Annotated in this window: 10 protein-coding genes; 2 read left to right on the plus strand and 8 right to left on the minus strand. The window is 62.1% G+C overall.

Annotation, left to right across the window (positions count from 1 at the left end):
* Positions 1–3: 3 nt before the first annotated feature.
* From ABI582_RS25180 to ABI582_RS25200, 5 genes are all read right to left on the minus strand, one after another.
* A complete protein-coding gene (locus ABI582_RS25180; RefSeq protein ID WP_442120604.1) occupies positions 4–1,434 on the minus strand; it encodes a DotG/IcmE/VirB10 family protein in 1,431 nt (476 codons plus the stop codon).
* Positions 1,431–2,444, minus strand: a complete 1,014-nt coding sequence (locus tag ABI582_RS25185) for a DotH/IcmK family type IV secretion protein (RefSeq protein WP_338745320.1) — start codon at positions 2,442–2,444, stop codon at positions 1,431–1,433. Before ABI582_RS25185 ends, ABI582_RS25180 begins: the two co-directional genes overlap by 4 nt.
* Positions 2,445–2,446: 2 nt before the next feature.
* Positions 2,447–3,211 (minus strand): DotI/IcmL family type IV secretion protein, encoded by a 765-nt coding sequence (locus tag ABI582_RS25190; protein ID WP_338745321.1) that lies wholly within the window; start codon positions 3,209–3,211, stop codon positions 2,447–2,449.
* Positions 3,201–3,467: a hypothetical protein gene (locus ABI582_RS25195; RefSeq protein WP_043201404.1), complete on the minus strand. Its 267-nt coding sequence runs from the start codon at positions 3,465–3,467 to the stop codon at positions 3,201–3,203. Before ABI582_RS25195 ends, ABI582_RS25190 begins: the two co-directional genes overlap by 11 nt.
* Before the next feature lie 848 nt (positions 3,468–4,315).
* Positions 4,316–5,848 (minus strand): MFS transporter, encoded by a 1,533-nt coding sequence (locus ABI582_RS25200; protein WP_442120605.1) that lies wholly within the window; start codon positions 5,846–5,848, stop codon positions 4,316–4,318.
* 303 nt (positions 5,849–6,151) lie between these two features.
* Between ABI582_RS25200 and ABI582_RS25205 the strand changes: the two genes are divergently transcribed.
* A complete protein-coding gene (locus ABI582_RS25205; RefSeq protein WP_442120606.1) occupies positions 6,152–7,021 on the plus strand; it encodes a LysR family transcriptional regulator in 870 nt (289 codons plus the stop codon).
* Between the two features lie 165 nt (positions 7,022–7,186).
* Here the strand turns inward: ABI582_RS25205 and ABI582_RS25210 are convergent, their stop codons facing one another.
* From ABI582_RS25210 to ABI582_RS25220, 3 genes are all read right to left on the minus strand, one after another.
* Positions 7,187–8,578: an amino acid permease gene (locus ABI582_RS25210; RefSeq protein ID WP_442120607.1), complete on the minus strand. Its 1,392-nt coding sequence runs from the start codon at positions 8,576–8,578 to the stop codon at positions 7,187–7,189.
* Positions 8,579–9,079: 501 nt separating this feature from the next.
* On the minus strand, positions 9,080–10,435 hold the full coding sequence (gudD, locus tag ABI582_RS25215) for a glucarate dehydratase (RefSeq protein WP_442120608.1): 1,356 nt from the start codon (positions 10,433–10,435) through the stop codon (positions 9,080–9,082).
* Between the two features lie 19 nt (positions 10,436–10,454).
* A complete protein-coding gene (locus tag ABI582_RS25220) occupies positions 10,455–11,807 on the minus strand; it encodes an MFS transporter (RefSeq protein WP_442120609.1) in 1,353 nt (450 codons plus the stop codon).
* Positions 11,808–12,068: 261 nt separating this feature from the next.
* Here ABI582_RS25220 and ABI582_RS25225 point away from each other — a divergent pair, with 261 nt between their 5' ends.
* Entirely contained in the window at positions 12,069–12,770 is a 702-nt protein-coding gene (locus ABI582_RS25225) for a FadR/GntR family transcriptional regulator (RefSeq protein WP_442120610.1), read from the plus strand.
* Positions 12,771–12,799: the final 29 nt, after the last annotated feature.

The following is a 12,799-nucleotide window of genomic DNA, read 5'->3' on the forward strand; positions in this document are numbered from 1 at the left end:
TCCTTATCGAGATTGATCGTGAACGTCTTGCAGGAAGAACAGGCCAAAGCCCTTGTTTGCAGGCGTTGCGTAGGTAGCCGGGCGGTTGAAGCCGCGGCGCACTTCCCCGGCGATCGCGGTGCCCATTTCACCCACCGACGAACCGATCACCTGCTTGGTCGAAGGCTCGGTAGTGGTCTGCGCCACGACACCGCTCGGGCTGATGACCGTGGTACCCGCTGTCTGCTGGTAAGCCCGCCCGTAACCAGACAACAGCGAGGCAGCACCCAGGGCGAAATAGCGCTCCATGGTGTGATGGTCCTTGGTCTCGGCAATGCCTTGCTTGGCATCATCCTCGCGCAGTGCCACGGCGCTGATGCGCATGGTCGGACGAGGGTCGTTGACCGGTGGCGCAAGGATGGTGAATTTCACGCGAATATTGTCGGGCGCCTGCTCGATCTTGCCGATCAGCTTGGCGCCGTTCCACTTGCCTCCCCGAATGGTCGCCAGCACGTCGCCGCCATCATCGGTGTTGACCTCGGCATCGAGCGTGGCGTACATGATGGTACCGGTCTTGATCAGCAACGCCCGGTCGGTGTCACCCACGGCCTCGATGGCATTGGGGTCCTTGTCTTCCTTGGCGGTCCGCAGCGCGGGGCCTGTCGCACCGCTGCCCGCGCGCTCGGTCGGGTAGTAGCTGACGGTGCTGAAGCTGCTTTTCTCGGCGAACCCCTTGGCACTTTCAGACTCGCCCATCAGCTGCTTGATCGACTTCAGCGTTTCGCTTTTCAGCTCGCTGACGTATTGGTCGCGCTGCTCCTCGGCCTTTTTCAGCTCCTCCTCAAGGCGCCGGCGTTCCTGCTCCTGGTACTGTGCGTTGGCCGCACCAGTCTGCTGCGAAACCTGAGCGGATTCACGAGGCGGCTGCCCAGCGCCGATGTAAATCTCGGGCGGACGCTGGTTGCCGTCATTGTACGGCTGCCCAGGCACATTGAACTGGGCGCTCTGGCCACGGGCCAGATCCCTTCCGGTGGACTGCACGATGTTCGGATCGAAGCCAGGCTGATATGACATCCCGCGCTCGGCAGCCTGTTCGGCCTCCAGCGAGCTACGCTGCGCACGGCGCTCTGCTTCGGCCGTGGAAATAGGGTCGATCGACACTTCAGGTTGCGGCGCATTCGGCACGTCCACCGTGGACGCCTTGCCCGCAGGCGCGCTCTTCGAAGACATGCCGTTGTAGGCCAGGGCGCCCAGCGCCAGCACGACCAACCCTGCAGCAATCAGCGAAATCTTGCCGACACCGGAACCGAACACCGCCCGCAGGTTGCGCTGCATTTCATCGGACTTGCGCGCCTTTTTCACGTGGGAGCCAGCCGGCCCGTCGCGATCGGCTACCAGGTGCTCGTCTTCCTCATCGAAGCCCGAGTCGTTCGGCGGCATGTTGTTATCACTCATTGCAGATTCCCTTGCTCGATGAAGACGGTTACGGCTTGCCCGCCAGTCGTGAACGTGACGCTGTTCTGCAGGCCCGCGTAGCGATACACCGCCACACCGGTGGTGCTTCGCGCAGCGTTGGTGTAGGCCGGGTATTGCGCATCAGCCTTGGCTTTCACGTACATGTTCGGGCCATAGCTCCAGGCCTCGACGCCCTCCAGCCCGGTCACCTTCAGGCGGTTGGCCTCTTTCGGCGGCACACCATCCAGGAAGTACGTGAGCGCCTCGTCGATCGACGGCATCCGCAGCATTGCCACACTCGCTGTCGCATCCGGGTTGCGCCCCGGCACCTTGGCATCGACACGCATGTCCACTTCGTCCTGGCCGGCGGCCAGGATCAGGATGATCGGCGTGGCCAGCCCGCGCAGGGTAACGGTGACGTTGCCGTAGGCCGCCGCTGTGGCGGGGTCCAGGGTGAGGATGTTGGTCGGTGCAGCAGTGCCGTTCTGACCGTTCTGACCGCCTCGCTCGCGTCCGTCGCTGAACAGTTCGCGGTTGATCGACACGTTCTGGATCATCCATGGTTGCCCGGCATAGTCGGAGAACACGATCGACGACTGCTGCCCCTTGCTCAGGCGAACGATGGGTGGCGACACACCCGGGTCCAGGTTCAGCGCAAGCGTGCGGGTCACAGGTTTGGCCGGGCTTATGTAGGCCGTGGCCTTCTGCTTTTCACGCTCCAGCCAAAGCTGCTTGATCAGCTCTACCTGCGACGAGGTCAGTTGCGAATCCTGAACGTCCTGTACCGTGTCGCTGATGACATCTTCCGGGCGCGGGTAGACCACTTGAGCAACACTGGATACTTGCCGGCCCAGGCCATTCATCGGTGGCTGGGGCGGAGCTTCGCCAGCTTGCGTCGCGCCAATCTGCCCCATGCCACCCTCGGCGGCAGGCGCTTCTGGCGCCTCGTTGGCAAATGCCGGGATGGCGATAGCGCTCGCAAGCAACGATGCGATCAGATGCTTCTTCATGGTCACTTCCTTGAGGTGTACGGCGACAGCTGAACAGAATCGACGGCGATGCCTTTGGTATTGGTGGCCGAAGCGGGGATCTGGACGATGGTTACGGCTGCGAGGAAATCCTGGCGCGAGCGTGCCTGCTGGTCACCGCCGACATAGAACTCGATGGCAATCGGCACCTGTACCACCCAGTAGTTCTGCCCGCTCGCCAGCACACCGCTTTCTTCGACCTGGGCCACCTGGGTGGCCATGGCCCGCAGGATCATCCGCCCCTTCAGCACGCGCTCCAGGTTGCCGGAATCGTCGAGCGTCTTCAGGAAGGCCTTGCGCCCCTCATCGGTGTACCAGCGCGCACCCGCGGCGTTGAGGTTGGAGCGGTAGTTCACATAGTCGTAGGAGTACGAGTTGACCACCGCATCCTTGGCGTACTCGGCCAGCGTCGCAGGGGTGACGCGCGGGTTGTTTTCGGTGGAGACTTCACAGATGGCATGGTTGTCAGTGGTCGGAATCCAGCGGTACTTCGGGTACCAGAACACCACCGCCGCGATGGTTACGCCAAACACGCAAGTCAGGGCCAGCAGCTGCCCCCAGACGCGCTTGTTACGGCGCTTGAGATCCAGGCATTCCAGCTGCAGACGCTTGACTTCCCTGACGGTGGCTGCGGCCTCACCGGGCGTTTCGTCCAGTGCCAGCTCCAGCAGCTTTTCTTCATCGGTGCCCCGCCGGGCCTGCGGCGCATCACCACCAGGGGTTCCGTGTTGGGTTTCCTTACTCGACATTGCGGATTTCCCCTGTCGTTCCGTCGTAAATGCAAATCGAGTCGGTTCCGTCATAGAACACGACGTTTTCAAAATTCGTTTGCGTCACCAGCCAGATGGCGGCCACCGCTACACAAGGCAGCAAGCCGATGCAGGCCCACTCCCCGATATCCAGCAAAACACCCAGCAACCGGTTGTAGCGTCGTAGCGCGCGAACATCCACGTCCTCGCCCGCACCGCTGCCCCATGACGTTGTGGTTTGTCCCAGTTCGTCCATATCTCGCTCCATGAAGCAGCATTTTCATCCAAGACTTAGAAATGTGCAACAGCGAAATTTTGACAGATTGCACTATTACCTGCAATCCGCGACGCATTTTTGCACACCCGTGTAAAAGCTTTTGACGCCTGGCAACCAAAATCAGGCCCGGGCATTGGCCAATAAAGCCACGCCAAAATCAGGGCTATAGCCCTGATAATACTGGGGAAATCAACGAACTAGGTGGCGCTGCTGCACCTTGGCGGTATGCGCAATAGCACTACCGGGCCAACTCTAAAAATTGGCCGCTAACCTATATTTTCGATGGACAAAACCTGACCATTCGGACATTTAAAATGGCTGAAGTCAGCAGTCGGCAAAATGTGCGAAAAGCCATGAACGCCACGTAAAACGTGGGCTACAGCACTTGATCAGGAAGATCGACAGAGTTGATGGCGGGGTTTGCAGCACATCCTCCATGACAAACCTGAATCCTGGTCCAGTCCTCCTCCGTGAGTGCTCATAGTGTGACCGCTATTTTTACTAAAACCCTTGTAAAACAAGGGATAAAGCCATTTAAAAGCCATCCGCCGAGCAGCCGGCTGCGGTAAACGCCGGCGGAATCGCCCGATGTTCGAGGACGACTTCTTCGCCCCAGGGTGATGCCTTGGTATGGCAAAAACGTGATTTTCCACCATCTACACAGTTTTGTGCGATAGCGGCTTTTTGCCATCAGGCTATCAGATGGCTTTCATTGCACTTTGGCATCACTCAAAGGGCCCGCAATCAATGACATTTACCGTTCGAAATAGTTGAGCGCCCAGGAAGAAATAATTGCAAAACGCTACCTTGTGACGCCGCATGAGGGCTCATGCACCGTGCTCAGCCCACGTTTCCTGCTGAACTGGCGGGCGGCTCAGCAAGACACCGACGACAATGGCAAACACCAGGGCGGCAATGCCTGCGACGTGCAGCACGCTCTCAAAGCCACCGATGAACGCCTGCCGGGCCAGGGGAGCAACCTCGGCACGCAAGGCGGGATCCAGCAAGGCCAACGCCGCGGTCAGGTCACCGGCAGCCACTCGCGCGGCCATCGTTGTAACCTCTCCCAGCTGCGCTGGCGCCACCACTGCCATCGCCTCCTTCAGCAGCTCCCCGGTACGGGCGGCCAGCACTGCGCCCAGTACACCAATTGCCAGCACGATCGCGCCGAACCGCGTGGTGGTGCTCAGCCCCGACGCCATGCCAGTACGCTCGCGGGGCACACAGGCCATGATGTTCTTCTGCGTATCGCCGTTGAGCAGCCCGGCGCCCGCACCCTGTACCAGGCTGGCCAGTGCAAACGCGCCATAGCCGCCATGGCTTGCCGCCCAGGCACACAGCAGGTTGCCTACCCCTACCAGCACCAGCCCAAGCGCAAACACCTGCGCAGCGCTGCAGTGCGCGGCCAGGCGCATGCCCACCCGCGGCATCAGCAGCATGGCCACGGCGAATGGCAACATGCCCGCACCGGCGGCAAGGGCCGACAGCTGCAGGCCGTTCTGCAGGTACAACGGCAGCAGGGTCATCATCACCTGGGCGCAAGCGGCGTAGGCGAACATGCCCAGCAAGGCGCCGACGAAGCGCGCACTGCGCATCAGCCGCAGGTCGATCATTGGCCGCTGCTGGCTGCGTTCGACCAAGACGAACACGCCGAACAAGAAGGCGCTGATCACCAGCCGACCTAACGTTTGCGCGCTGCCCCAGCCCACCTGGCCGGCATCGATCATCGCCCAGATCAGGTAACCCAGGCTGCCCGCAAAAGTCAGGCTGCCCCATGGGTCGAGCCGGGCGGCAGCACTGTCGCGGGATTCCTCGACACTGCGCATCACCATCACTGCAAGCAGCGCTACCAGCGGCAGGTTGATGTAGAAGATCCAGCGCCAGCCCAGTGTGCTGGCGATCACCCCGCCCAGTAACGGCGCAAAGGTGATCGTGGCGCCCATGCAGGCACCCCAGAAAGCCCACGCGCGCATGCGCTCCTGCGGCTCATGAAAGCGGTTGCCGATTGCGGCCAGGGCCGAGGTCAGCAACAACGCAGCCCCCACACCCTTGGCGGCCCTGGCCAGGTCAAGGAACAGCAGGTTGGGCGCGGCACCACACGCCAGCGAGGCCAAACCGAACAGCACCAGGCCGAGCAGCAGCATGCGCCGCCGGCCAAAACGGTCGGCCAGGCTGCCGGCGGGCAACAGGCAGGCGGCGAAGGCCAGCAGGTAGGCGCTGACTACCCACTCGATATCGGCGAACGAGCCGGACAGGTCCCGGGCGATGCTGGGCAGGCTGACCGCGACAATGTTGGTGTCGAGAATGATCAGGGCGCAGACCAGGGAGGCAGTGAGCAGGGTGAAACGTGCAGAGGGCATGATGGGGCTCCGGAAGCTGAGCGGGTTGGCTTGGAGAGCAACTTCTGCCCCAGCCCTGCCCAGCCATCGAAGACAGCGCAGTCGCTGTGGGAGCGGGTTCACCCGCGAAGCATTCGACGTGGCACATGGCACCGGCTTTGCCGGTGTTCGCGGGTAAACCCGCTCCCACAGGGCCGTGCAATGCCCCCGGCAAACTTTGCTCCCAAGCCACCAGCCTTGTAGTGTTGGCCTCAACCATAACGCCGCCAACCCATAGCTTTGTTAGCCCCGGCGGCCTGCGTCATTACCCTGTAGGTAACACCCATGGAAATCCGCCATTTCCGCTATTTCCTTTGCGTCGCCCGCCACGGCCACTTCACCCGTGCCGCCGAGCAACTGGGCATCGCCCCGCCCACCCTCAGCCGGCAGATCCAGGACATGGAGCGCGAACTGGGGGTACGCCTGTTCGAGCGCAGCCAGCGCGAGGTCAACCTGACCGCCGCCGGCCAGGCGCTGTTGATCGAGGCGGAGCACGCCGTGCGCCAGTTCGACGCTGCGCAACTGGGCGCCCAAAAGGCCGCCCGTGGCGAAAGCGGGCGTATCGAACTGGGCTACGTGGCCTCGGCCGCCTACTCGGGCATGCTCCAGCAGCAAGTCAGCCGCTACAGCGAAACCTGCCCTGGCGTGCGCCTGAATATCCGTGAACTGCCCATGGCCGACCTACCCGGCATGGTCCGGGACGGCTTGCTCGACCTTGCCTACGTGCGCTCACCGATGGAGCTGCCTGACGAACTGGAAGCCATTGCACTGCACCAGGAAGGTTTCGTTCTCGCCCTGCCCGCCAGCTCGCGGATCAACGAAGTACCGCAGATCCCTGCCTCGCGGCTGGCCAACGAAACCTTCATCCTGCCCGAGCAGATTTCCGGCACGCTGGAAGTGGCCGCGCAAGGTGGTTTCGTGCCCAGGCTTGGCCCACAACCCGGCAGCCTGGTGGCAGTGATTACCCTGGTATCACTTGGGCAAGGCATTGCCGTAGTCCCGGAATCGGTAGTGCAGCGTATCAACCTGCCGCAGGTGAATTACCGGCGGGTCGTCGATTGCCAGGCTAGCTCGTGGCTGAGCCTGGTTCACCGGCGCTTCGAGAAAGCGCCGGCGGTGAACCGGTATATCGAAATGATGCTTGTCGGGAGGTAAGTAAAGGCGGACAGGCGCCTGCCTTGGGTGTTGTCGCGGCGCTCGATCACATAGGCGATAAAAATCTCGCGGCGAGTACCTGCCGAACAAAACGCATGTTCAAACCCCAAGAACAAAGGGCACCCATCCACGCGTGCCCTTCGCCCTACCGCCAAGTGAACTGAATCACCCCACCGACCGCGCCCCCACAGGCTGCGCATGACCGCGCGAGGTCACGATCCCCAGGAAGGAAATCACGATCGCCAGGCCCAATGTAGAGCTGACCTCCACCCGGTGCTCGGGCGTGTACATCATCACTGCCAGCGCCCCGGCAATGAAGACGATCACCGCCCAGGTCAGGTACGGGAACAGCCACATGCGGAACTTCAGCTCGGTGTTCTCCCGCTCCAGGCGGCGGCGCATGCGCAGCTGCGAAATGGCGATGACCATGTACACCAGCAGGGCGATTGCCCCAGAGCTGGCCAGCAGGAATTCGAACACCCCCTTGGGCGCAAAGTAGTTGAGGATGGCGATGGCTGCGCCGATCAGGGTACTGCCAAACACTGCAGCGCGTGGCACGCCAACTTTGGAGGTCTTGTTGAGGAAGGCCGGTGCGTCACCGCGCTTGGCCAGCGAGTACATCATCCGCGAAGCGATGTAGATCGACGAGTTCATGCAGCTGGTCACCGCCACTAGCACCACCAGGTCGACCATGAACGACGCATTGGGGATGTTCATGATTTCCAGCGCACGCTGGTACGAGCCAACCACCGCCAACTGCGGGTCGTTCCACGGCACCACCGAAATGATCACGAAAATCGACAGGATGTAGAAGGTGCTGATACGCCAGATCACCGAGCGGGTGGCTTTGGCGATGTTGCGCGACGGGTCGCTGGATTCGGATGCGGCGATGGTCACCGCCTCGGTGCCGATGAAGCTGAACATCACGGTGATGAACGCACCGACCACCGCCGACCAACCCTTGGGCGCAAAGCCGCCGTACTCGGCCATCAGCCCGCTCAGGCCGCTGACCTCGCGGTTGGGCAGCCAGCCCATCAGTGCGGCAAAGCCCAGGCCGATGAAGCCCAGAATCGCCGTAACTTTCAGGATGGCGAACCAGAACTCGAACTCACCGTACTTGGCCACGCTGAACAGGTTGGTGCAGGCCAGCAGCAGCACCGAGGCCAGGGCAAAGATCCAGCTGTCTACGTGGGGGAACCAGGCGTTCAGCACATGCCCGGCAGCCAGTGCCTCGATAGGAATTACCAGCACCCAGAACCACCAGTACAGCCAGCCGATGGTGTAGCCGGCCCAGCGGCCGATAGCCTGGTCGGCGTAGGTGGAAAACGATCCGGTGTCAGGGTGTGCCACGGCCATTTCGCCGAGCATGCGCATGACCAGCACCACCAGGGTTCCGGCCACGAAATAAGAAACTATGGTTGCTGGCCCGGCCGCCGCGATGGCGTGACCAGAGCCTACGAAAAGTCCGGCGCCGATGATGCCGGCGATGGACAGCATCGTTACATGACGAGGCTTGAAACCTTGTGCAAGGTTGCCATCAGATCCCACGGTGCTCATTGATGTTGTTCTCTTTTTGCTGACACAAGGAAGGACGGGCAGGCTTAGGCGAAAATATCTCCTTTCAAATCAGTAAGTCGACAGGCTGCTCGCGCGCTGTTGTTGATCTTTGGCGCGCATCACAGAGCAACGTGTCCGTGCGGTTCGGGCTTCATTTAAGCCTTGCAGGGCTGTGGGAAATTACACGAGAACGCCCCGGAACTGTTCGATCACGACAGGGCAGTTCCATTGCCGCCAGATGTCGCGAATGGCATGCCTGATCGCGCCATCGGGCCATCTGACGCTTTTGTTTTTCATTTGGATGTGTGCTGCCAGTGCCGGCCTCTTCGCAGCACAAGGCTGCTCCTACAGGGACCGCACAAGTCTCAACGGCAGTGGGGTACTTGTAGGAGCAGCCTTGTGCTGCGAAGAGGCCAGCACAGGCCCAGGTATTTTCAGCCACCCACAAAAAAGCCCCGGTCACCCAGGGCTCTCTCTGCACACACTGGACCTGCAATCGCTTCAACGCACCAGGCAAGGCCGCTTGTTATCGAACTGCCAGCCCGAGATCAGATACTGCATCGCCACGCTGTCATCCCGCGCCCCCAACCCCATGTTGCGGTAGCACTCATGGGCCTTGGCCAACTGGTCCTCATCCAGCTCAACCCCCAGCCCCGGCCTGGCCGGGACCCGCACGTGCCCGTCGACAATGCGCAGCGGCTCACGGGTCAGGCGCTGGCCGTCTTGCCAGATCCAGTGGGTATCGATTGCGGTGATCTCGCCCGGCGCCGCAGCCGCCACCTGGGTGAACATCGCCAGCGAAATGTCGAAGTGGTTGTTCGAATGCGAGCCCCAGGTCAGCCCCCAGTCATTGCACATCTGCGCCACCCGCACCGAGCCCTGCAAGGTCCAGAAGTGCGGGTCGGCCAGCGGAATATCCACTGCCTGCGACTGGATCGCATGGCCCATCTGCCGCCAGTCGGTGGCAATCATGTTGGTGGCGGTGGGCAGGCCGGTGGCACGGCGGAACTCGGCCATCACCTCACGGCCCGAGTAACCGTTCTCGGCGCCGCAGGGGTCTTCGGCATAGGCCAGCACTTGATGCTTGTCGCGACACAAGGCAATGGCCTCTTTCAGTGACCAGGCGCCGTTAGGGTCGAGGGTGATACGGGCTTCGGGGAAGCGCTCGGCCAGCGCCGTCACGGCTTCCATCTCCTCCTCGCCACGCAGCACGCCGCCCTTGAGCTTGAAGTCACTGAAGCCATAGCGCTGCCTGGCCGCTTCGGCCAGGCGCACCACCGCTTCCGGGGTCAAGGCCTTCTCGTGGCGCACGCGGAACCAGTCGTCATCAGCGTCGGCTTCGTTGCGGTAGGCCAGGTCGGTCTGCTGACGGTCGCCGATGTAGAACAGGTAACCCAGCATCTTCACCGCATCGCGCTGCTGCCCCTCGCCCAGCAGGGCCGCCATGGGCACGTTGAGGTGCTGGCCAAGCAAGTCGAGCAGCGCCGACTCGATGGCCGTTACCGCATGCACGGTAATCCGCAGGTCGAAAGTTTGCAGGCCACGACCCGCCGCGTCGCGGCTGGCAAAGGTGTGGCGCATGGCATTGAGCACGCGCTGGTAGTGGCCGATCGGCTGGCCGACTACCAGGCTGCGGGCGTCTTCCAGGGTCTGGCGAATCTGTTCACCGCCAGGCACCTCGCCCAGCCCGGTATTGCCAGCACTGTCGCGCAGCACCACCACGTTGCGGGTGAAGTACGGGCCATGGGCGCCACTGAGGTTCAGCAGCATGCTGTCATGGCCGGCCACGGGGATAACGCGCAGGTCGGTGACCACCGGGGTGCTGGTATGAACGGCGGGGTTGGTCTGCATATTCATGATTGTTGTCTCGCAGTATTCAGTGGGTCTGGCCCAGGGCCGAGGGGGCCTTGAGGTCATCGGAAGGGGTGCCCTTTGGGCGAGTGCGAACGAAGAAGATGGCAATGGCCGCCAGCACCGAGGTCACGGCCAGGCCATACAGCCCACCCTGGATCGAACCGGTCTGCTGCTCCAGCAGGCCGAAGGTGGTGGGGGCAACAAAGCCGCCGAGGTTGCCGACCGAGTTGATCAGGGCGATCACTGCTGCCGCGATGCGGGCATCCAGGTAACCCTGCGGGATCGGCCAGAACAGTGACGATGCCGACTTGAAACCGATGGCCGCGAAGCACACGGCGACAAAGGCGAACACCGGCCCACCGGTGGTGGACATGAACATGCCGATGGCCGCGACCACCAGGGCACCAGCTACCCAGGCCTGCTGGAACTTCCAGCGCGCAGAGCCAGCGGCGAAGGCGTACATGGCCAGGATCGAGATCAGCCACGGGATCGAGTTGAAGAAGCCGACCTGCAGGTCGCTGAGGTCACCCATGCGTTTGATGATGCTCGGCAGCCAGAAGGTGGCAGCGTAGATGGTCAACTGAATGCAGAAGTAGATCACACAGAACAGCACGATCTGGCGATCCTTGAGCAGGCTCCAGGCCGAAGCCTTGACCGTGCCAACGGCTTCGCGCTCACGCTGCTCGCGGTCGATGGTGGCTACCAGCGCGTCCTGCTCGGCCTGGCTCAACCACTTGGCATCCTGCGGCTTGGAGTCCAGCCAGAAAAACACGAAGAAGCACAAGGCGACCGAGGCCATGCCTTCGATGAACAGCATCCACTGCCAGCCATGCATGCCCAGGCCCTGGATCTGCATCAACGCCCCGGCCAGCGGCCCGGAAATCAGCGAAGCCAGCGCCGAACCGCTGAGGAAGATGGCAATTGCCTTGCCGCGCTCGGCGCCTGGCAGCCAGCGGGTGAAGTAGTAGATCACCCCAGGGAAGAACCCCGCCTCGGCAACACCCAGCAGAAAGCGCAGCACGTAGAACTGGGTTTCGTTCTGCACAAAAGCCATGGCCGTGGCCACCAGCCCCCAGGTGAACATGATGCGGGTCAGCCAAAGCCGCGCCCCCACTTTTTGCAGCAGCATGTTCGAAGGCACTTCGAACAACGCGTAGCCAATGAAGAACAAGCCGGCGCCAAAGCCGTAGGCCGCGGCGCTGATGCCCAGATCGCTTTCCAGGTGCGGGCGGATGAAACCGATATTGACGCGGTCGAGGTAGTTGACGATGAACATGATGACGAACAGCGGCAGGACATGGCGCTTGACCTTGGCTACAGCACTGGCCAGGGCGTCGCCGTCAAGCCGGGTAGACGGAGCGAGGGTGTCGTTCACGTGCGAATCTCCCACTAATTGTTTTTGTGCGGGTCTTGGTTGTCTGACAGGGCAGTGGGGATGAGCATATTCGGGACAAGGTTGTACGACAAGATCAACAATGTCGGCAAAATGGCAAAATACAAGCTGTCACAATGCGAATATGCTGCGATCGTTCAAAAACAGAGAAGTTAAATGCCAGCTTGGAGGCAGAAAAAATCGGCAAAAAATAATTTGATGGATTAACTTGTCGTACAAGCACAGCACCACACGGATCACACCATGGAACCCGAACACGCCCGCAAACGCGGCCACAGCCGCGCCCATGACCTGGTCTCCAGCCTGACCCAGCAGATTTTGCTGGGCACCTTCAAGCCGGGCGACAAGTTGCCTTCAGAGAACACGCTGGTACGCGAGCATGGGGTCAGCCGCACGGTGGTGCGTGAAGCTTTGTCCAAGTTGCAGGCCTCCGGGCTGGTGGAGCCACGCCACGGTATCGGTACCTTCGTGATGGCGCGCCAGGCCCAGGCCGGGTTGCGCATCGCAGCGGAAAGCGCGGCCAATGTGCGCGACCTGCTGGAGCTGCGCATTGGCCTAGAAGGCCAGGCCGCCGCCCTGGCTGCGCTGCGCCGTGACGAGGGGCACCTGGTGCGCATGCGCCAGGCGCTGGATGACTATCAGGACCTGGCTGCCGCCGGCGACAGCTGCATCGAGGCCGACCGACGCTTCCACCTGCTGATTGCCGAGGCTACCGGCAACCTGTACTTCACCGAGATGCTGCTGCAATTGGGCAACAGCCTGATCCCGCGCAACCGTATGGCCCTGGCCGAACGCGGCGGGGCGAAGCTGGCGCGGCAGGCCTACCTGGCCAACCTGGAGCATGAGGCAATCCTCAATGCCATCCGCCGGCAAGACGCGGACGCAGCGCGGGCGGCGATTTGCCTGCACCTGTCCAACAGCCGCGACCGTTTGCTGCCGGACTAGAGGCCGCTGCGCAGCCTTTCGCGGGCACG

The sequence above is a fragment of the Pseudomonas sp. SAS7 genome, assembly GCF_052112345.1.
Lineage (GTDB): Bacteria > Pseudomonadota > Gammaproteobacteria > Pseudomonadales > Pseudomonadaceae > Aquipseudomonas > Aquipseudomonas putida_Q.

Coding starts and splice junctions, on each gene's coding strand:
- ABI582_RS25180 (WP_442120604.1), bottom strand. CDS start 1,434: ATGAGTGATAACAACATGCCGCCGAACGACTCGGGCTTCGATGAGGAA.
- ABI582_RS25185 (WP_338745320.1), bottom strand. CDS start 2,444: ATGAAGAAGCATCTGATCGCATCGTTGCTTGCGAGCGCTATCGCCATC.
- ABI582_RS25190 (WP_338745321.1), bottom strand. CDS start 3,211: ATGTCGAGTAAGGAAACCCAACACGGAACCCCTGGTGGTGATGCGCCG.
- ABI582_RS25195 (WP_043201404.1), bottom strand. CDS start 3,467: ATGGACGAACTGGGACAAACCACAACGTCATGGGGCAGCGGTGCGGGC.
- ABI582_RS25200 (WP_442120605.1), bottom strand. CDS start 5,848: ATGCCCTCTGCACGTTTCACCCTGCTCACTGCCTCCCTGGTCTGCGCC.
- ABI582_RS25205 (WP_442120606.1), top strand. CDS start 6,152: ATGGAAATCCGCCATTTCCGCTATTTCCTTTGCGTCGCCCGCCACGGC.
- ABI582_RS25210 (WP_442120607.1), bottom strand. CDS start 8,578: ATGAGCACCGTGGGATCTGATGGCAACCTTGCACAAGGTTTCAAGCCT.
- gudD (WP_442120608.1), bottom strand. CDS start 10,435: ATGAATATGCAGACCAACCCCGCCGTTCATACCAGCACCCCGGTGGTC.
- ABI582_RS25225 (WP_442120610.1), top strand. CDS start 12,069: ATGGAACCCGAACACGCCCGCAAACGCGGCCACAGCCGCGCCCATGAC.